At 68.7% G+C, this 19,879-nt stretch carries 18 protein-coding genes; 9 read left to right on the top strand and 9 right to left on the bottom strand.

Features of this window, described 5'->3' with window-relative positions:
- Window positions 1-104 precede the first annotated feature (104 nt).
- From AC5Y3P_RS08385 to benA, 5 genes are read right to left on the bottom strand one after another with little or no spacing between them, the layout of a single operon-like run.
- Window positions 105-2,732 (bottom strand): AAA family ATPase, encoded by a 2,628-nt coding sequence (locus AC5Y3P_RS08385; RefSeq protein ID WP_500045441.1) that lies wholly within the window; start codon window positions 2,730-2,732, stop codon window positions 105-107.
- 53 nt (window positions 2,733-2,785) lie between these two features.
- Complete coding sequence (locus AC5Y3P_RS08380) at window positions 2,786-3,166, bottom strand: YchJ family protein (RefSeq protein WP_500045440.1); 381 nt, start codon at window positions 3,164-3,166, stop codon at window positions 2,786-2,788.
- Between the two features lie 14 nt (window positions 3,167-3,180).
- Window positions 3,181-5,937 carry a benzoate 1,2-dioxygenase electron transfer component BenC gene (benC, locus tag AC5Y3P_RS08375; RefSeq protein WP_500045439.1) on the bottom strand — a complete coding sequence of 919 codons (2,757 nt, stop codon included), beginning with the start codon at window positions 5,935-5,937 and terminating at the stop codon, window positions 3,181-3,183.
- A 14-nt stretch (window positions 5,938-5,951) separates the two neighbouring features.
- Window positions 5,952-6,470: a benzoate 1,2-dioxygenase small subunit gene (benB, locus tag AC5Y3P_RS08370; protein ID WP_500045438.1), complete on the bottom strand. Its 519-nt coding sequence runs from the start codon at window positions 6,468-6,470 to the stop codon at window positions 5,952-5,954.
- Window positions 6,467-7,858, bottom strand: coding sequence for a benzoate 1,2-dioxygenase large subunit (gene benA, locus AC5Y3P_RS08365; protein WP_500045437.1), 1,392 nt, complete (start codon window positions 7,856-7,858; stop codon window positions 6,467-6,469). The genes benB and benA overlap by 4 nt, the downstream gene beginning before the upstream one ends.
- A gap of 234 nt (window positions 7,859-8,092) precedes the next feature.
- Between benA and AC5Y3P_RS08360 the strand changes: the two genes are divergently transcribed.
- The 7 genes from AC5Y3P_RS08360 (at window position 8,093) to AC5Y3P_RS08330 (ending at window position 13,562) form a co-directional block, all read left to right on the top strand.
- Window positions 8,093-9,022, top strand: coding sequence for a LysR substrate-binding domain-containing protein (locus AC5Y3P_RS08360; RefSeq protein ID WP_500045436.1), 930 nt, complete (start codon window positions 8,093-8,095; stop codon window positions 9,020-9,022).
- Complete coding sequence (locus AC5Y3P_RS08355; RefSeq protein WP_500045435.1) at window positions 9,019-10,122, top strand: mandelate racemase/muconate lactonizing enzyme family protein; 1,104 nt, start codon at window positions 9,019-9,021, stop codon at window positions 10,120-10,122. Before AC5Y3P_RS08360 ends, AC5Y3P_RS08355 begins: the two co-directional genes overlap by 4 nt.
- Window positions 10,123-10,171: 49 nt before the next feature.
- Window positions 10,172-11,041: a catechol 1,2-dioxygenase gene (gene catA / locus AC5Y3P_RS08350; protein WP_500045434.1), complete on the top strand. Its 870-nt coding sequence runs from the start codon at window positions 10,172-10,174 to the stop codon at window positions 11,039-11,041.
- On the top strand, window positions 11,041-11,325 hold the full coding sequence (gene catC / locus AC5Y3P_RS08345) for a muconolactone Delta-isomerase (RefSeq protein WP_500045433.1): 285 nt from the start codon (window positions 11,041-11,043) through the stop codon (window positions 11,323-11,325). Before catA ends, catC begins: the two co-directional genes overlap by 1 nt.
- Before the next feature lie 333 nt (window positions 11,326-11,658).
- On the top strand, window positions 11,659-12,291 hold the full coding sequence (locus AC5Y3P_RS08340; protein WP_500045432.1) for a hypothetical protein: 633 nt from the start codon (window positions 11,659-11,661) through the stop codon (window positions 12,289-12,291).
- 444 nt (window positions 12,292-12,735) lie between these two features.
- Window positions 12,736-13,176, top strand: coding sequence for a type II 3-dehydroquinate dehydratase (gene aroQ / locus AC5Y3P_RS08335; protein ID WP_500045431.1), 441 nt, complete (start codon window positions 12,736-12,738; stop codon window positions 13,174-13,176).
- The gene (locus AC5Y3P_RS08330) at window positions 13,173-13,562 is read left to right on the top strand and encodes a hypothetical protein (RefSeq protein ID WP_500045430.1); all 390 of its coding nucleotides are present in this window, start codon (window positions 13,173-13,175) and stop codon (window positions 13,560-13,562) included. The genes aroQ and AC5Y3P_RS08330 overlap by 4 nt, the downstream gene beginning before the upstream one ends.
- 87 nt (window positions 13,563-13,649) lie before the next feature.
- On the opposite strand, the gene AC5Y3P_RS08325 is transcribed toward AC5Y3P_RS08330, so the two are convergent.
- Together AC5Y3P_RS08325 and AC5Y3P_RS08320 are read right to left on the bottom strand one after the other, a co-directional pair.
- Window positions 13,650-14,126: a GNAT family N-acetyltransferase gene (locus AC5Y3P_RS08325; protein ID WP_500045429.1), complete on the bottom strand. Its 477-nt coding sequence runs from the start codon at window positions 14,124-14,126 to the stop codon at window positions 13,650-13,652.
- Entirely contained in the window at window positions 14,123-15,217 is a 1,095-nt protein-coding gene (locus AC5Y3P_RS08320) for an isochorismate synthase (protein WP_500045428.1), read from the bottom strand. Before AC5Y3P_RS08320 ends, AC5Y3P_RS08325 begins: the two co-directional genes overlap by 4 nt.
- A 93-nt stretch (window positions 15,218-15,310) precedes the next feature.
- On the opposite strand from AC5Y3P_RS08320, the gene AC5Y3P_RS08315 reads away from it, so the two are divergent.
- Complete coding sequence (locus tag AC5Y3P_RS08315) at window positions 15,311-16,117, top strand: ParA family protein (RefSeq protein WP_500045427.1); 807 nt, start codon at window positions 15,311-15,313, stop codon at window positions 16,115-16,117.
- Window positions 16,118-16,129: 12 nt separating this feature from the next.
- Here the strand turns inward: AC5Y3P_RS08315 and AC5Y3P_RS08310 are convergent, their stop codons facing one another.
- Complete coding sequence (locus AC5Y3P_RS08310; protein ID WP_500045426.1) at window positions 16,130-17,362, bottom strand: Rv3212 family protein; 1,233 nt, start codon at window positions 17,360-17,362, stop codon at window positions 16,130-16,132.
- 12 nt (window positions 17,363-17,374) lie between these two features.
- Window positions 17,375-18,868: a DEAD/DEAH box helicase gene (locus tag AC5Y3P_RS08305; RefSeq protein ID WP_500045425.1), complete on the bottom strand. Its 1,494-nt coding sequence runs from the start codon at window positions 18,866-18,868 to the stop codon at window positions 17,375-17,377.
- Window positions 18,869-19,193: 325 nt separating this feature from the next.
- Here AC5Y3P_RS08305 and AC5Y3P_RS08300 point away from each other — a divergent pair, with 325 nt between their 5' ends.
- Entirely contained in the window at window positions 19,194-19,874 is a 681-nt protein-coding gene (locus AC5Y3P_RS08300; RefSeq protein WP_500045424.1) for a ferritin-like fold-containing protein, read from the top strand.
- Window positions 19,875-19,879 lie beyond the last annotated feature (5 nt).

The following is a 19,879-nucleotide window of genomic DNA, read 5'->3' as shown; positions in this document are numbered from 1 at the left end:
ACTCGATGATGGCAAAGTTGGCGGCGGCAGGCCAATCGCGACAGCACGATTCCGCTGGCCGGGGACGGGGCTGCCGGTCCCGCGCGGGCCGGTTCAGTGCCGGTTCAGCGGCGCAGTGCGGCCAGTTCGGCGCGTGAGCGGATGCCCAGCTTGGCGTAGATCCGGGTCAGGTGGTACTGCACGGTCTTGGTCGAAACATACAGCTCAGCGGCCACCTCGCGGTTGGACAGCCCCTGGGCCACCAGCGCGCTGACCGCCTCCTCCTGCGCGGTCAACTCCACACTGTCGCGGGAACCGCGCTCCTGATTGAGGCCGCCGGCCTTGAGTTCACGGTCACACCGCACGACGTAGGCCTGCGCACCCAGCGACAGGTACAGCTCGCGGGCCGTGCCGATCACCGCATCGGCCTCCCGGCGCTTCCCGGCGCGGCGCAGCGTCTGCCCGTAGGCGAAGTTGACCCGCGCGGCGTCATAGCGCAGCGGCAGGCCGTCGAGCAGCTGCAACGCCTCCTCGAACTTGGCTCGCGCCGCCGGCAGATCGCCCTGCGCGCCCAGCACCCGACCGCGGGCGCAGCCCAGCCGGGCCTGCGCCGAGCGGTGCTTGCGGGCTTTGGCCCGCTCCTCGTGGGGCCGCAGGAAGACGTCGACGTCCTCGGGTTGACCGTCCAAGGCCAGCGCGTTGGCCAACACGTCCGGCCAGTGCCAGTAGCCGGGTTCAGCCAGCGAAGTGCCCGGCGCCATCCGGATCAGCGGGGTCAGCTCGCGGCGCACCCGGGGGTAGTCGGCTTCGGCCTCGGCAATCTGGGCGCGGGCCAACATCACCGGGATGCGCATCATCTCGTAGTCGGTGGTGCTCGCGTCGGCGGCCCGCACTGCGGCTTCGGCGGCCGCGCTGTCCCCGCGCAGCGCGTGCACCTGGGCGGCGGTCCACTCCAGCAGCGGGGTGACCACCTCGATCCCGGTGGCACGCACCAACTCTCGGCCCCGGACCACGGTGGCCAAGGCGTCGTCCCAGTCTCCGGCCACGAAATGCACCCGGGCCAGCCACCCGAGTGCCCACAGCGTGATCCGCCGGGAGCCGCCCAGATTCGCGGTGGCCACCGCGCTCTCCAGATCGCTGCGCGCCCCGTCGACGTCGTCGGTGATCAGCCGGACCCAGCCGCGGCCCATCGTGATCCGTTGCGCCTGGGCGCCGTGCCGAACCCGTTGGGCCAGTTCGTCATACGCGCGTACCGCACTGTGCGGGTGCCCGGCAGCCAGCTGGCCCAGGCCCCGGATAGCCGCGGATTCGATGCCGGCCGGGGAGTCCGGGTCGGCCAACGCCAGTGCCCGATCCGCCCAGTGCACCAATTCCGCACCGCGACAACGGATCAACGAATGCAGCACCCAGCGCTGCGCGATCAGCGCCGCGATCTGCGGGTCGCGGTCGGCGTTGACGATGTCGCCGGCCCGCTGCAGCCGCACCTCGGCCTCGGTGCCGCGGCCGCGCAGGATGGCCAAGTACGCCAAGACCGCGTTGCGCAGCGGGGTTTCCCGCAGGCTCTCCACCGCCGGCACCATGACCGCGGCCGCACCACAGTCCCCGTCGGCTATCAGGGCGTCCACCGCCAAGGTCAGCCGTTGGTCGCGCAGCAGCGGATCCGGGGTGAGCCGGCTGGCGTCGCGGAACAACCGGGCGGCCTGCGCCCACGCGCCGTCGGCGCCGCAGCGCCGGGCCAGGGCATCCACTTCGTCGGCCAGCCCGGGATCCGGGGTCGGGGTGGCCGCCACCCGGTGCCCAATCTGGCGGGCCGGATCGGTGATCAGGCCCGCCGCGCGCTGATGCGCGTCACGCACCTTGGTCACTCCCATCACCTCGAGCACCGCGGCGCGGGTCAACCCGTCGGCCAGCCGGGGCTCGAAATGTGGTTGCGGCGCCAATAATCCGGCCGCGGCCGCAGCGTCGATGGCCGGCACCGGGTCGTCCAAGTCGGCCTGCGCGGCCACCTCGGCCAGCGTGGCGTCGTCGCCCAGCACCGCCAGCGCCTCGACCAGAGCGCGGGCCTGCGGTCCGCAGCCGGCCAGCTGGCCGGCCACCAGTTCGGTACGGTAGGCCGGGGCCGGCAACGCGGACTCCGGCCGCGACCAGGTGGCCGCCGGGGCCTCGGTCAGCAGCGCCAGCACGTCGCGCGGGTTGCCGCCGGTGTGCCGGGTGAGCGCCGCGGCCAGCGCCGGATGCAGGCTGATCCCGTGCCGGCGGGCCAGTTCGGCGACCGCGCCGGCGTCCAGACCGGTCAACGCGCGCGCGTCCGCCAACTCCCCGAGCACCGGCACCTCGGTGGCCGCCGCGGCCAGCACCAGCACCGGCAGTTCGCGCTGATAGCGCAGCAGCGTCGAGATCGCCTGCAGGGAAGTCGGATCGGCATGTTCGGCGTCGTCAATCAGCAATACGGTGGGCCCGAGCCCGACCAGCCGGTCCACCATGAACGCGGCCGCCGCCACCGGCTCCTCGGGTGGATCCTCCTGCAGCAGTTGGGATAGCACCCCGCCGGGCAGATCGGTCTCCCAGGGCGCGCCCTGCGCCCACCGGGTGTTCGGCCACTCGGCGGCCAACCGGCGCAGCAGGGTGGTCTTGCCGACGCCGGTGGGCCCGGTCAGGATCAGAATCTGCCCACCCTGATCCGCGGCGGTGCGCAGGTCGGCGATCTCGGCGATTTCGCGATCACGCCCGACACAGCGGTTCTGGTCGAGCACGCCCCCATGCTACGGAGCGGCACCGAGCCCGGGGCCGCTTCGGCGGGTTCGGGTCAGTCTGCGATGTCGCCGTCGAGGTAGGTCCAGCGCCCGTCGACCCGGACGAACCGGCTGCGTTCGTGCAGGATGTGGCGCCGGCCGTCGCGTTGGTACTGCGCGCGGAACTCGACCACACCGGTGTCGTCGTCGGGGCCGCCGGCGACGGTGTCGACGATCTGCAGTCGGCGCCAGATGATCTCGTCGTCGAGTTCGACCCGGTGCGGCCGGGTGCTGTGATGCCAACTGCTGAGCAGATAGTCGGCGTCCCGCACGGCGAAGGCGCTGAAGCGGGACCGCATCAGCGCCAAGGCCGTCGGCGCGGCGGCGCCGGCATGCAGCGGACCGCAGCAGTCGCGGTGGTCAGCACCAGTTCCGCACGGACATCGCGACTCCACGGTCGCCGATTCTGTCAGCCCAGGTCCCCGCCGGCCACCGGCAACACCGATCCGGTGATGTAGCTGGCTTCGTCGGAGGCCAAAAAGCAGATCGCCGCGGCCTGCTCGTCGAGCGTGCCGTACCGCTTGAGCAGCGACGAATCCAGCGTCTGGTCGATGTGCGCCTGGAACCAGTCGCGTTCGATGTCGCTGCTGGCCTCCGGGGTACCGCGCGAGATGCGCCGCGCCGGGGCCTCGGTGCCGCCGGGGGCGGTGGCCACCACCCGGACGCCGTCGTCGGCGTACTCCAGGGCCAGCGACGCGGTGATCGCGTTCACGCCGCCCTTGGCCGCCGAATACGGGATCCGGTGCACACCCCGGGTGGCCGCCGAGGAGACGTTGACGATCACGCCGTGGCCGGCTGCCACCATGCTCGGCAATGCCGCGCGGCAGGTGAACAGCGTGGTGAGCAGTGAGCGGTCCAGCTCGGCGCGGATCTCGGCCTCGGTGAACTCGGTGAACGGTTTGAAGTTGATCGCCCCGCCCACGTTGTTGATCAGCACATCGATCCGACCGAACTCCGAAATCGCCTGTTGGGCAAGGCTGGTCGCGCCTTCGTAGTGCTCCAGGTCGGTGGTGACGGCGAGCACGGCCGACCCCTCGGCGGCCAGCTCGTCGGCCAACTCCTTGACCAGTTCACTACGATCGGCCAGCACCAGCGTGCCGCCTTCGGCGGCGATTCGCCGTGCGGTCTGCTCACCGATGCCCTGTGCGGCACCGGTGACCAGCACGACCTTGCCGGAGAACCGGCCCGGGGTGATGAACTTGGGCCGACGCGCTTCGCGGGCCCGCTCACTGTCTTGCATGGCGCGCCGCATGGTCTGCTTGGAGCCTTCGGCGTGCTCCATGATCAAGGTGCGGGCCGCGGTGCGGTCACCGGCCTCGAACGCCTCTACGATGCGGACATGGTCTTGCGCGCACTGTGGATGACACCAGGTGGCATTGCGCAGCACCTCGCTCATCTGGCCCTTGACGTCCAGCGCCTGGTAGGCCTGCAGCAGATGCGAGTTGCCGGTCAGGCTGAACAGGTAGTCGTGGAACGCGGCGTTGGTCTCGGTGTACTGCGCGGCGTCGACGAACCGGTCACCCTCGACGTAGGGCAGGGTGGCCTCGGCCAGCAGCCGATACCCGGTCAGTTGCTGATCGGTCAGCCGGCCCAACATCAACTCGGCGGCCCCGAGTTCGAGTGCCCGCCGCGCTTCGAACAGTGCGTCGGAGGCGTGCACCCCGGGATGTTCCTCGCCGATCTGGTAACCGTCGTCGGCGACCATCGGAGTGGGCAACTTTGGGGCACCGGTGGTTTCGGCCTCGGGCCGGACCGCCGGGGCCGGCGCGGCCGGCTCGGTCGGCTCGGTCGGCTCGGTCGCGGGTGCGTCGAACATGGTCTGGCCGAGTAGCGAGCGCGCACCGCTGGGCAGCAGCGCACCAGGATCCGGGTCGAGCCCAGCGCCCGGACCGTCACCGCCGGGGGCGATCAACTGTCCGATCACCCGGCGCGCCACATCACCGCCAGCGGGAACCGACGTCGACGGGTGCGGGGCCAAGGTGGCGGCCGGCAGCACCGGCTGGCCGATGATGGCGCGCGCGGTGTCGCCGTCGGCGCTGCACAGCAGCTCCTCGACGGCCTGCGCAGCGGTGGCCGATGCGGTTGGCGCCGAGGCGGTTTCGCGCTGGGCGTCTTCGGTGGCCGGAGTGTGGGCCAGGGCGAACTTCTCGTAGAAGAAGCCGCTGGGGGTCACCCCGGTGTCAGCGACGTGCTTGCGCACCGCCTCGACCATCGGCGGCGGGCCGCACAGGTAGATCGCGGCGTCGCCGCCGGCCAAATGCGTCGACTCGATCAGGCTTGTCACGTAAGCCTTTTCCGGTCCCTTGTTGGCCGCGGTGCTGTTCGGGTCGGCCACGCAGTAGTCCCAGCTGAACCCGGGCAGCCGGGAGGCGAGATCGTCGAGCACGTCGAGTTCGACGACGTCGTCGTCGGTGTTGACGCCGTAGATCAGGTGCACGGTGCGGGCACTGGCGTCGGCGGCCAGCTTGCGCAGCATCGCCAACACCGGGGCCAGCCCGGTGCCGCCGGCCAGCATCAACACCGGACGGTCGGCTTCGCGCAGGAAGAAGCTGCCGTTGGGGCCGGTGAACGTGACCGTGTCGCCGACCTGGGCGCGCTCGTCGAGATAGGTCGACATCGCGCCACCCGGGGTGAGCCTGACCAAGAAGCTCAGCAGCTCCTCGTCCGGATCGTTGGCGAACGAATACGACCGGGTCAGCTCGGTTCCGGAGACCGCGATGTTCACGTATTGCCCTGGCAGGAAGGCGAGTTCGGAACGATTCGGGATCTGCACCGCGAACCGCACTGTGGTATCCGAGAGCCGGGTCAACTCCACCATGGTTCCGGTGAAGGTGGCGGCGGTGGTCTTGGCCACCTCGGAGGTGCTGGCGATCTGCAGCACCAGATCCGAACTCGGCTTCATCGCGCACGGCAGCACGTAGCCGTCCGCGGCCTCGTCGTCGGACAACGCGTCCTCGATGTAGGTGCCGCGGTCATAGCTGCCGGACTCGCACAGCGCCTTGCAGGTGCCGCACGCGCCGTCGCGGCAATCCAGCGGGATGTTGATCCGTTGCCGATACGACGCATCGGCAACGGTCTGGTCTTCCCGGCACGTGATGAACTTGGTCACCCCGTCCTCGAAAGACAATGCGATCGAATGGACTTCGGGTTCGGAGATAGCGGTCATCGGTGCAGCCCTGCCTAGATGTGGTAGATGTCGATGACGTGGTGGATGTAGTCGTTCTTGAGTACGACGGTTTTGCGGCGGATCAGGGGTGCTTCGCCGGAGAAGTCGATGGTGTAGAACGAGGTTCCGTAGTACGGGTCGACGGTGTTGTAGCGGTAGTACATGGTGTGCCAGTTGAAGCGGACGTCGACCAGGTCGCCGCGGCGTTCGATGACCTCGACGTTGCTGATGTTGTGGCTGGTGCGGGCCTCGGGAAGTGAGGTGGCACTGGAGCGTTCGGTGCGGATCCGGAACACCCGGTCGGTCAGGCCGCCCTTGTTGGGGTAGTACATCAGCGAGACCTGGGTGTTGGGGTCCTCGGAGAGTTTCTCGTCGTCGCGCCAGGACGGCATCCAGAATTCGACGTCGTCGGCGTAGCAGTCCAGCCATTTCTCGAATTCGCGGTCATCGAGATAACGCGCCTCACGGTAGAGGAACTGCTCGATGGCGTTCTGCGTGATCAACTTGCTGCCAGTCTGTTCCAGCGTGGTCATTTCTGCACCGCCTCCTGCTCGCTGGCCAAACCTTTCTGCATGGTCTCCAGCCAGTAGCCGTGTTGGACGGGGTAGAGGCCTTCGTCTTCGTTTTTGATGCCGGAGGAGATGACGTTGTTCATGCCGAGTTCTTTGGCCAGGTCGTTGGGGCCGTTGAGCCAGTGTTTGGCGCCGCGGCTCATGTCGTTCCAGGGTGCTTTGGTGGCCCGGAAGGTCAGCTGGGTGGAGCGGAACTCTTCGAGGTCATCAGGGGTGGCCATGCCCGAGGCGTTGAAGAAGTCCTCGTATTGGCGGATCCGGTTGGCCCGGGCCTCGGGGCTTTCACCCTTGGGGGCGATGCAGTAGATGGTGACTTCAGTCTTGTCCGGGGCGATCGGACGGAAGTGCCGGATCTGGGTGGAGAACTGGTCCATCAGGTAGACGTTGGGGTACAGGCACAGGTTGCGCGAGCCCTTGACCATGAAGTCGCCCTTGGCCTCACCGTATTGAGCCTTGAGCTCATCGAGGGAATCCCACAGCGGGCGGTCTTGCGGGTTGGCGGCATAGGTCCACAGGCACAGGTGTCCGTTGGGGAAGGACCAGTAGCCGCCGCCGGCCTTGCCCCAACTGCCGGCATCGAGGGTTTTGGTGATGTTGGCCGATTCGCCGGTGCCGCGGCGGCTGGTGGTGGCTGCGTAGTTCCAGTGCACCGCCGAGACGTGGTAGCCATCAGCGCCGTTTTCGGCTTGCACCTTCCAGTTGGCGTCATAGGTGTAGGTGGAGGCACCCGGCACGACTTCCACGCCGTCGGGGGATTGGTCGACGAGCAGGTCGATGACCTTGGTGGAGTCGGCGAGGTGCTCTTCGAGCGGCACGACGTCGTCGTTGATGGAGCCGAACAAGAAGCCGCGGTAGTTTTCCATCCGGACCTTGGTCAGGTCGTGGGAGCCGTCGGTGTTGAACTGGTCGGGGTAGCCGGCGCCGTCGGGGTCTTTGACCTTGAGCAGGGAGCCGTCGTTGCGGAAGGTCCAGCCGTGGAACGGGCAGGTGAAGGTGGACCGGTTGTCGGTCTTGCGGCGGCACAGCATCGCCCCGCGGTGTGAGCAGGCGTTGATCAGGCAGTGCAGCTGGCCTTTGCGGTCCCGCGAGATCACCACCGGCTGGCGGCCGATGTAGGTGGTGAAGTAATCCCCCGGATTGGGGATCTGGGTTTCATGGGCCAGATACACCCAATTGTTTTCGAAGATGTACTTCATCTCCAACTCGAAGATCTCCTCATCAGTGAAGATCCGCCGATTCGCACGATAAATCCCCTTCTCGGGGATCTCTTGAACAGCGTCGGAGAGCACGTCGGCAAGGTGGGTGGTCGGAGCGGCCGAAGCGTTGTTCGGCGTGACGGAAGCGGTCATGGAATGCCTCCCAGGCAGGTATGAGTGGTGTCCGCTGTGGGCTGTACCTTGACTCTGGCAGCGAGTGTTGATCGTCACACTAGGCATAGACCTAGTCCTGGACTCGACACCTATTGATAAAGACAATCGATCAATAGATCCAACACAAGTCCTTGTTCTCTATTGATCGGCGGTTTACCGTCAGCTGTGTCGCCCATCACGGTCGGGCGCTGGACCGAAGGAACCGCCCGCCCCATGGAACTGCGTCACCTCCGCTACTTCGCCGCCGTGGCCGAGACCTGCCATTTCGGCCAGGCCGCCGAGCGGCTGCACATCGCGCAGCCGGCGCTGTCCTATGCGATCCGGCAGCTCGAGGCCGAGTTGGACGTGACGCTGTTCAACCGGACCACCCGCCAGGTCACCCTGACCGCGGCCGGTGAATTCCTGGCCGCCGAGGCCACCCGCATCCTGGCCGGCGTCGACGACGCCGAACGCGGTGTGCGCCGGATCGCGGCCGGGCGCACCGGGCTGGTCCGGCTCGGCCTGACCGGGACCGCGGCCTTCTCGCACCTGCCGCGCATCGCCCGGGTGGTCAAACGCGAACTGCCCGGTGTGGCCCTCGAGATCCAGGCCGACCAGCTGACCCCGGCGCAATGCGACGGTCTGCGCTCCGGCGCCCTGGACCTGGGTCTGCTGCGACCGCCGGCCACCGGCACCGATATCGAGTTGCGCACCCTGGAAGTGGAGTCGCTGCTGCTGGCCATCCCGGTCGACCACCGGCTGGCCGTCGAGCCGGTGGTGTCGCTGGCCGACCTGCGCAGTGAGTCGTTCATCGGTTACGCCGCACGGGATTCCGCGGTCAACGACGCAGTGCTGCGGGCCTGCCGGGCCGCCGGATTCGTGCCGCATCGCGAACATTCCGCGCCCGGCACCGCGGTGCTGTTGGCGCTGGTTGCCGCCGGGTTGGGCGTGGCGCCGGTGCCCGAATCGGTGCGAGCCCTGCCGCTCGACGGCGTGCTGTTCCGCGATCTGGTCGACGGCGGCAGCATCGAACTTGCCTTGGCCTGGCGTCGCGACGTGGACAACCCACTGGTGGACACCGTCGTCGACGTCATCTCCGGACTGTTTGCGATGGACTCGATACCCGCCGACGCGGCGCTGCCGGCGAGGGAGGAGCAACTGTGAAGATCATTGCGGTAGAAGCGATCCCATTCGCCATCCCGTACACCAAACCATTGAAGTTCGCCTCCGGTGAGGTGCACGTGGCCCAGCACGTACTGGTCCTGGTGCACACCGAGGGCGGCGTGATCGGGATGGCCGAGGCGCCGCCGAGGCCGTTCACCTACGGCGAGACCCAAGCCGGCATCGTCGCGGTGATCAACGACCTGTTCGCCCCGGCGATCGTCGGTCTGCGGCTCACCGAGCGCGAACTGGTGCACGCCCGGATGGCCCGCACCGTGGGCAACCCGACCGCCAAAGCCGCCGTCGACATGGCGATCTGGGATGCCTTGGGGCACACCCTGGAACTGCCGGTCAGTGAGCTGTTGGGCGGATTCACCGACCGGATGCGGGTCAGCCACATGCTCGGCTTCGATGAGCCCGAGGTGATGGTCGCCGAGGCCGAGAAGATGCGGGAGACCTACGGCATCAACACCTTCAAGGTCAAGGTCGGCCGGCGCCCGGTGGCGTTGGACACTGCCGTGGTGCGCGCGCTGCGGGAGCGCTTCGGGGCCGCCATCGAACTCTACGTCGACGGCAACCGCGGCTGGACGGCCAGCGAATCGCTACAAGCCATGAAGCAGATGGCCGACCTGGATCTGCTGTTCGCCGAGGAACTCTGCCCGGCCGACGACGTGCTGGGCCGGCGCTGGCTGGTCGAGAAACTCGACGTGCCGTTCATTGCCGACGAATCCGTGCCGACTCCGGCCGACGTCACCCGTGAGGTGCTGGCCGGCGCGGCCACCGCGATCTCGATCAAGACCGCGCGCACCGGGTTCACCGGATCGCAGCGGGTGCACCACCTGGCCGAAGGCCTGGGCATAGAAGTGTTGCTGGGCAACCAGATCGACGGCCAGCTCGGCACCGCATGCGCGGTGGCGTTCGGTGCCGCGCATCCACTGACCGCCCGCCGGGCCGGTGAGCTGTCCAACTTCCTGGACATGTCCGATGACCTGCTGACCGAGCCGCTGCGGATCCGCGACGGCGTGCTGACCGTGCCGACCGGCCCCGGCCTGGGTGTCGACGTCGACCCCGACAAACTGGCCCGCTACCGCACGGATCGCTGACCGAGACTTCTGACAAATGAACAGCCCCAACCCAATTCAGGAGAAGCCCATGACCATTCTGGATCAGCCCAGCGTCGAGGTGGCCACCGCCGCCAAGTCCGGTGCCGCGGCCACCGACCGCTTCCACGCCGACAAGTCACCCTACGCGGCGGTGGCCGACACCCCCAAGGAGCGGGTCGACCTGCTGGCCAAGGAGGTGCTCGCCGCGGTGCACGACACCATCCGCAAGCACCGGGTCAGCTATGACGAGTACAACGCGCTCAAGGCGTGGCTGATCGGCGTCGGGGAGGACGGCGAATGGCCGCTGTTCCTTGATGTTTGGGTGGAGCACGTGATCGAGGAGGTGGCCACCGACCACCGGCACGGCAACAAGGGCACCATCGAGGGCCCGTACTACGTGCCCAATTCGCCCGAACGCGGTGCCAAGGGTGTGATGCCGATGCGTGACGGCGAATGCGGCACCCCGCTGCTCTGGTCGGGCACCATCCGCTCCACCGACGGCACCCCGCTGGCCGGCAAGGTCGAGCTGTGGCATGCCGACGCCGACGGCTTCTACGCGCAGTTCGCACCGGGCCTGCCGGAGTGGAATCTGCGCGGCACCTTCTCCACTGGCGACGACGGCGAATTCGAGATCCGCACCATCCGGCCGGCGCCGTACATGATCCCGACCGACGGGTCCTGCGGCAAGCTGATCGCCGCGGCGGGCTGGCACGCCTGGCGCCCGGCCCACCTGCACGTCAAGGTGTCTGCACCCGGGCACGAATTGCTCACCGCGCAGCTGTATTTCCCGGGCGATGCGCACAACGACGACGACATCGCCGGCGCGGTCAAGCCGGAGCTGATCCTGCAGCCGCAGCCGCAGGCCGACGGCAGTGAACGCGTCGTCTACGACTTCGTGCTGGACCCGGAGGTGCGCTGATGCTGTACCACGTGCGCATGGACGTGCATCTGCCGCGCGATCTCGACCCGCAGCTGCGGGACCAGATCGTCGCGCGGGAGAAGGCCTACTCGCAGGAGCTGCAGCGCGCCGGCAAGTGGCCGCAGATCTGGCGGATCGTCGGCGAATACGCCAACTATTCGATCTTCGACGTCGACTCGCATGACGAGCTGCACCAGATCTTGTCCGGTCTGCCGCTGTTCGAGTACATGGACATCGAGGTGACACCGCTCGCGGTGCATCCGTCTGACATCAAGGCCGGCTGATCGGACGCAGATCGGGGGAGCCCGGCTGCGCGGCTGTGCAAAGGTGTGACCGTGCAACCGCCGCCGCCCGGACCGTACTTCGGCCCGAACCCCGGGGCCGATCCCGGTCCAAACCCCGGGTCTGATCTCGGTCCGAACCCCGGGTCTGATCTCGGTCCGAACCCCGGGTCCGATCCCGGCCCGAGCCCAGGGTCCGATCTCGGTCCAAACCCCGGGTCGGATCCCGGTCCGCCCACCTGGTGGCATCCCGGACCCCAGGTCGGACCGCTACTGGGCCCGGGCGAGCCCGGCAGTCCGGTGCAGCCGCCCCGTCGCGCCAAACGGTGGCCCTGGGTGGTCGCGGCCGTGCTGGCGGTGCTCGCGGTCATCGCGGTGGTGTTGGTTCTATTTCTGTCGAATCGGCCTGCAGCCGAGTCGATCACGGAACTGCAGGCCGATCTGCTGGTGCCGGCCTCGGCCCTCCCGGAGGTTGATGGCGCCACCGTGGACGGGCCCACTGTCGGAGCCGTGGAGCCGAGGACAGGCCACACGGTGGCAGCGCCCTCGGAGTGCCTGGACCTGTTCGACCCGCCGTCGGCCGAGGTGGCCGGGATCGGCCAGAAGGACCGCGCCGGGCGCAACCTGCGAATCAGCCTGCGGACGGTTCTTGAGCAACCGGATCTGCCCGAACTGGTGAGTGCCTGCGGCCGGATCAAGCTGAACTTCGCCGACCTCTCCACCGGCATCGACACAGTGGAGGTGTTGGCCGGCCCGTCCGCATCCGACGACCCGCGGTCCTACCTGGTGCACCGGACCATCGACTTCGGCACCGGCGCGAGGCGCATGGTGATGCGGCTGGGCTACTTCCGCGGCCTGTTCGTCAGCGTGTCCGCGAGTTACCGCGACGAATCCGAACCCACCGACACCGACATCGCCGAAGTGAACCGGCTCTTCGACGAGCAGATCGCGATCCTGCGCAGCGCCTGACCGGACCGACCGGTGGGCGTGCCCGCGGAGTACCAGGTCTCGGCGTGCACTGATTGCACACCGCGTGCAGTGGATGTACGTGTAGGTGCCCGTTTGCGTACCTTCGTTGCACACTGTGTGCACCAGATGTACGTCTAGCTGCCCGTTTCTGTACCTTCGTTGCACACTGCGTGCAGTGGATGTACGTGTAGGCGACCGGGCGTGCCTTGGTTGCACACTGCGTGCAGTGGATGTACGTGTAGGTGCCCGTTTGCGTACCTTCGTTGCACACTGTGTGCACCGGATGCACGTGTAGGCGCCCGTTTCTGTACCTTCGTTGCACACTGTGTGCACCAGATGTACGTGTAGCTAGCCGCACGTGCACTGGCAGCACGCGATCTCACGTCGAGGATGTCAACAGGCGTGCTGGTACCACCCGGAGCCCCGCCTCGGTACCGTACGAGCGTGACCGAACGCCGACTGCTCCTCGTCAACGGGCCCAACCTGAACCTGCTCGGGACCCGCCAGCCCGAGATCTACGGGTCCACCACGCTCGCCCAGATCGAAGAGCAGGTCCGGCAGATCGCGGCCGCGCGCGGGTTCGAGGTTCGGGCCGTGCAGAGCAACCACGAGGGTGCGCTGGTCGACGCCATCCAGGAGGCGCGGGCCGATTGCGTCGGGATCGTGATCAACCCCGCTGCCTACACCCACACCTCGATCGCGATCGCCGACGCGCTGGCGGCTGTCGAGTTGCCGGTCGTCGAGGTGCACCTGTCCAACGTGCATCGCCGCGAGGACTTCCGCCGACACTCCTACATCTCACCGCTGGCCGAGGTGGTGATCGCCGGGGCCGGCCCGGCCGGCTACCGGATGGCCGTCGAATACCTGGCGGACCAGCTCGCATGACCCCCAAACCGGTGCGTTGGGCCGGGTTCCTGGTGCTGGCCGAAGGTGCGGTGGCGCTGCTCGTCGCGGCCGTCTACATCGTGCACGCACTGTTCGGCACCAACCAGGACGTGGTACGCGGACTGCTGTCCGGGTTCAGCTACGGCACCGCGGCCTGGTTCGCCATCATCGGTGCGGCCGTGCTGGCCGGCGGTTGGGCGTTGGTCACCGGCCGGCGCTGGGGCCGCGGCATCGGCGTGCTGACCAACCTGCTGCTGCTCGGGGTGGCCTGGTACATCCGCAGCGAGCAGTCGACCTACGCCGGTGCGGTGGCACTGGTGGCGCTGGTGACGCTGGGGTTGTTGCTCAGCCCGCCGGCGCTGCGCTGGGCTGCCGGCGAGGAGTGAACCCGCGCGCTGGGGAGTTCTACCTCGGTGCCGTCTGGCAGCGTGCCGGCGAGGAGTGAACCCACGCGCGGAGGAGTCCCACCCGAACTAACCGGCCAATTCGGCCAGTTCGGCGCCGGACACCCGATACGTGGTCCACTCGGTCTGCGGTTTGCCGCCCACGTCGTCATACAGCGCAATCGCGTCGACGTTCCAGTTCAACACCGCCCACTGCAACCGGGTGTAGCCGCGCGCCACGCATTCGGCCGCCAACGTCGACAACAATGCCCGGGCCAACCCGCGCCGCCGATACGCCGGGCGGACGAACAGATCCTCCAAGTGGATGCCGCCGACCCCGTCCCAGGTCGAGAAGTTGACGAACCACACCGCGGTGGCCGCCGGAACGCCGTCCACCTCGACCAGATGCGCGTGCGCAATCGGCGCGGCGCCGAACAACGCCTCGTGCAGCTGCTCGGTGGTGACCGTGCATTCGCTGACCGCATCCTCGAATTCGGCCAGCTGGTAGATCATTTCGACGATCGCGGGCTCGTCGCCGGGCCGCGCGGGCCGAATACGTGTGGTCATGGCACAACCCCCAAACCGGTCAGGATGGTGCGGAACTTCGCGGTGGTCTCGGCGACCTCGTCGTCGGGATCGGATTCGGCGACGATCCCGCCGCCGGAGTGTGCCAGCGCGTGCCGCCGGTCCGCCGAGAGCACCGCGCAGCGGATGGCCACCACCCACAGTCCGTCGCCGGCCGCGTCGCACCAGCCGACCGCGCCGGCATAGAACCCGCGGTCACCCTCGAGCTGCTCGATCAACGCGCAGGCCGGCCCGGTGGGGGACCCGCCGACCGCAGGCGTGGGATGCAGCGCCAGCGCGAGATCCAGTGCAGTGGTTGATGTTTCGCGCAAGATCCCGGTGATGGGGGTGCCCAGATGCCACAGCGCATCGGTCTGGTGCAGCTCGGGTTCGGCCGGCACCTGCACCTCGCTGCACAGCGGTGCCAGCGCATCGCGAATCGCTTCGACCACCAACCGGTGCTCGTGTTGGTTCTTGGCCGACGCCAGCAGCGCGGACCCGGTGGCGCGGTCGGTCTCCGGGTCGGGGGAGCGCGGCGCGGTGCCGGCGAACGGCCGGCAGGTGACCTGGCTGCCCGAGCGGGCCACCAGCAGCTCGGGGCTGGCGCCGATCAGCGCGGTGCCGGCATGCTCCGGCCCGGCCGGGGACAGGTCCACCAGATAGCCGTAGGCGGTCGGGTCGACGTCGGTCAGCCTGCGCAGCACCGTGCGCGCATCCCAGCCACTGCTCTGTACGGCCAGCGCGCGGGCCAACACCACCTTCTCCAGGCCGGTGTCGGCGGCCAGGCGCTCGACCGCGCGCAGCACCCGCTCGCGGTGGGTGGCCAGATCCGGGCTCGGCACGCTGACACCCACGTCGGGCAGCGCAGCAACCGGCCAGTCCGGCAGATCAGCAAGCCGATGCAGATCGCTGGGCACTTGCAGGGCGGCGGGGGCGTCGATGTCAAACGGCAAAGCGCCCACCACGATTGGGGCCGCACCCGATCGCAGCGCAGCCTGCGCGTCGGAGATCTTGCGGTAGCCCCGCTCGATCCCGTGCGCCACCAGCGTGCCGGCCGGACCGCGCAACACGAAGGTGGGCTCGGGTTTGCTCACGCTGGGTGATTCTGCCCCAGTTCCAGTCCGGAGTGGCAAGTCGGCTGGTGACCGGGCCGGACGCAAAGCGGCAGTTCATGTCAGTATGGGGGCGTGCGGACACGCGTGCTGGCGGTAGCCAACCAAAAAGGTGGAGTGGCCAAGACCACGACGGTGGCGTCGTTGGGTGCGGCCTTGACCGAAGTGGGTCAGCGGGTACTGCTGGTCGACCTCGACCCGCAGGGTTGTTTGACCTTCTCGCTGGGCACCGATCCGGACAAACTGCCGGTCTCCGTGCACGAGGTGTTGCTCGGTGACGTCGAACCCAATGCCGCGCTGGTGCGCACCACCGAGGGCATGACGCTGCTGCCGGCCAACATCGACCTGGCCGGCGCCGAGGCCATGCTGCTGATGCGCGCCGGCCGCGAATATGCGCTCAAGCGAGCGCTGGCCAAGCTGGCCGAAGGTGACGACCCGTTCGACGTCGTGATCATCGACTGCCCGCCGTCGCTCGGGGTGCTGACGCTGAACGGGCTGACCGCCGCCAACGACGTCATCGTGCCGCTGCAGTGCGAAACCCTGGCGCACCGCGGCGTCGGGCAGTTCCTGCGCACCGTCACCGACGTCCAGCAGATCACCAACCCGGATCTGAACCTGCTCGGCGCGCTCCCCACGCTTTACGACTCGCGCACCACGCATAGCCGTGACGTGCTGTTCGACGTCGTCGACCGGTACGACCTGCCGGTGCTGGCACCGCCGATCCCGCGCACGGTGCGCTTCGCCGAGGCCAGCGCGTCCGGGTCGTCGGTGATCGCCGGCCGCAAGAACAAGGGCGCGGTGGCCTACCGGGAGTTGGCGGCAGCACTGCTCGAGCACTGGAACAAGGGCAAGAAGATGGCCACCTTCACCCCCGAGGTCTGACTGCCCGACCCGTCAACCCAGTGCGAAGATCTGGGATCCGCGCTGCTCCACCACGGTGGGACCGACCGCGTGCGGCACGATCGGCGCGCCCACCGGGTTCACCGCGTCGCGTTTGACCGGGATCATCCGCTCGACCGCCCCGGTGCCGGCGTTGAACACCCCCATCCCGCCGGTGACCGGGACCAGCAGCCGATCGGCCATCTCGGTGGCCGGCCCCAGCGGGTGCACCGTGGCCGACGAGGCGATGGTGAAACGGTGCGTCAGGTCGTCGGCCGCGAACACCAGCACGGCGTCGCCGGTCCACCAGCTGATCACATCGCCGGTGCGCGACACCGTGCCCTGCACCCGCGTCGAGGTCGCCGGCGCTGCCAACTCGATGCTGGCGGTCTCGGTGCCGGTGTCGTCGAACACCGCGACCCGCGGTGTCGGGGTGGGCAGGTACACCGCGGTGGTGGTGTCCACCACGGCGAGCACCCGGGCCTCGGAGCGCACGTCGACTTCGAGCTCGCCGACGTCGCGCAGCAACGGTTCGTCGTCCTGGTCGCCGGCCCGCAGCAGGGTCAGCCGGAGGTTCTGTTCACCCGGGCAGGCCTGGAACACCGAAACCGCCGCCGAACTGGCCGCCGCCGACATCAGCATGCAGCCCTTGCCGACCGCGGTGTGGTTGGGTTTGACCCGCGCGTCGACCTCGCCGTAGCCGATCACCCGGACCATGTCCGAGCGCCAGGTCTCCAGCCGGGTGCTGCCGGCGGCCAGCACGATTCCGCCGTCGGAGGACAGGTCGATCGGGTTGTCGGCGTCGCCGCTGCGGGTCGGGCCGCGTTTGCCGGTCGACGAGTCGATGGTGCTGACCTGACCGCAGCCGCGGCCATCCGGGTAGACCGCGACGGTGTAGTGGTACACCCAGCTCACGCCGCACAGCTCCCGGTCGCGGGCATAGGACCAGCGCATGGCGCCGGTGGCCGGTTCGCGACCTTCCACGGTGCCGCCGACGCCGGTGATCACGGTCCCGCTGGCCACCACCGGAACCGTGGTGGCCGGGCTGTCCGCGGTCCACAACTGGCTCAGCGTGGCCGGCACCTCGGACACCGACGGCACGCTCTTGGACGGCTCGGCGGCCGGTCGGCTGATGGTCGCCCGGGCGTCGCTGGTCCACCAGATCGCTGCGGCCACCACCGCGATGACGGCGACGATGGCCAGCGCAGCGATGATGTCGCCGCGGGTGCGGCGCTCGGGTGCGACCATTCGGCGCTGAACTCAGCCGGCGTTGACGGCCGATTCGGCGGCCGGCTTGCGACGACGACGACGGCGACGACGCGCGGCCTGGCTGGGTTCGCCGGCCGGCGCGGCCCCGGCGTCACCTTCCCGACCGGAGGTGGTGGCGGTTTCGGCGCCTTCGGCCGGACCGGTGGCCGTCTTGCCGCCGCGGGTGCGACGACGCTCCCGGGTGCGGCGCGGACGCTCACCCGAGCCGGATACCCGGGTCTCCTTGGCCGGGCGCGAGGACCGCTTGGCGGCCTTCGGTGCGCCGACGCTGCCACTCGCACCCTCGGGGATGTTGAGCTCGGCGTACAGGTGCGGCGAGCTGGAGTAGGTCTCGGCCGGGTCCGGGCATTCCAGGCCCAGCGCCTTGTCGATCATCTCCCAGCGCGGCAGCTCGTCCCAGTCCACCAGCGTGATCGCGATACCGGTCTTGCCGGCCCGGCCGGTGCGGCCGATCCGGTGCACATAGGCCTGCTCGTCGTCGGGGATCTGGTAGTTGATCACGTGCGTGATGTCGTCGATGTCGATGCCGCGCGCGGCCACGTCGGTGGCGACCAGCACGTCGACCTCACCGGTGCGGAAGGCCTTGAGCGCCTTCTCCCGGGCGATCTGACCCAGGTCGCCGTGCACCGCGCCGACCTTGAAGCCGCGCTCGGCGAGCTCGTCGGCGACCTTCTGCGCGGTGCGCTTGGTGCGGGTGAAGATCATCGTGGCGCCGCGGCCCTCGGCCTGCAGGATCCGGCTGACCATTTCCACTTTGTCCAGCGCATGCGCGCGGTAGACGAACTGCTCGGTGCTGTCGTGGGTCTGCGACGACTGCGGGGACTCGGCCCGGATGTGGGTGGGCTGATTCATGAACGTGCGGGCCAGCGTGATGATCGGGTCCGGCATGGTGGCCGAGAACAGCATCGACTGGCGGGTGTCCGGGGTCAGGCGCAGGATCCGCTCGATGTCGGGCAGGAAGCCCAGGTCCAGCATCTCGTCGGCCTCGTCGAGCACCAGTACGGACAGCCCGCCGAGCTGCAGGTGACCCTGCTGGGCCAGGTCGAGCAGACGTCCGGGGGTGCCGATCACGACGTCGGCGCCGGCTTGCAGGGCCTCGATCTGCGGCTCGTACGGGCGGCCGCCGTAGATCGCGACGGTGGAGAACTTGCGGCCGCCGTCGGCGGTCAGGCCCTTCGACGCGCCGGCCAGGTCGCCGTGCACCTGGATGCACAGCTCCCGGGTGGGCACCACGACCAGCGCGCGCGGCGCGCCGGTCAGCGGGCGCTCGGTGTCGGTGGAGATGCGGTGCAGCAGCGGGACGCCGAACGCGTAGGTCTTGCCCATGCCGGTGCGGGCCTGACCGATCAGGTCATCGCCGGCCAGCGCCAGCGGCAGGGTGAGCTCTTGGATGGCAAAGGGATGTTCGATTCCCTGCTCGGCCAGGGCGCGGACGATTTCGTCGCGGACGCCGAGTTCGGCAAAGGATTTGTTGATGTGTGTCATGCGCTTGTGGTGCGCCTTTCGGTGTCGTTGTGAGTCGAGGCGAGATGCTGCGAATTGCCGTTGAACCGGGATCGATCAGCTCGTCTGTGTTCTCGTCGCGTCGTCACGCGCGCACGAGTGCTGAAGAGACGATCCCGGTGTCACGATTCGACTCGGACACCGATTTCTCGGGGGCCCTGCGCTGCGATCAGGCGGACCCGGACACGTGCACGCACATTTCCACGGAAGTGACGTGGCGTCGCTTCCGGGTGCCATCATACCTTGTTGTCGGTAAGAACAACCCGGCCGCGGGGACCGTGGCGGCCGGGCAACTAGAGTGAAACCCATGAGTTCGACGCAGCCCGCGGCCGGTCCGGTGCGCGTATCGGCCGACCATCCAGGCATCGACGAACTGTTCGCGTTGCTGGCCTACGGCGAGGTCGCGGCCTTCTATCGGCTCACCGACGAGGCCCGGATGGCGCCCGATCTGGCCGGCCGGATCAACATGGCCAGCATGGCCGCCGCCGAGATGGGCCACTATCACCTGCTCCGGGACGCGCTGGCCGCGCGCGGCGTCGACGTCATCCCGGCGATGTCGCGCTATGCCGGTGCGTTGGAGTCGTATCACCGCCAGACCACGCCGAGCACCTGGCTGGAAGCACTGGTCAAGACCTATGTCGGGGATGCTCTGGCGGCGGACTTCTACCTGGAGATCGCCGACGTGCTGCCCGACGAAGTCGCCGATGTGGTGCGCGGTGTGTTGGCCGAGACCGGGCATTCGCAGTTCGTGGTCGGCGAGGTGCGGGCCGCGGTGGAGGCCAGCAGCGTGCAGCGCAGCCGGCTGGCGCTGTGGTCGCGCCGGCTGCTCGGCGAGGCCATCACGCAGGCCCAGTACGTGCTGGCCGACCACGACGAACTGGTCGAGTTGGTGCTCTCCGAAACCGGCGGGCTGGGCCGGATGACCGAGTTCTTCGACCGGCTACAGCGCACCCACGCCGAGCGGATCGGCAACCTGGGTCTGGCCTGACCGCG

This window comes from Mycobacterium sp. NGS45, assembly GCF_059812645.1.
The sequence above is the reverse complement of the archived record's forward strand: the minus strand, read 5'-3'. Positions and strand labels throughout refer to the sequence as shown.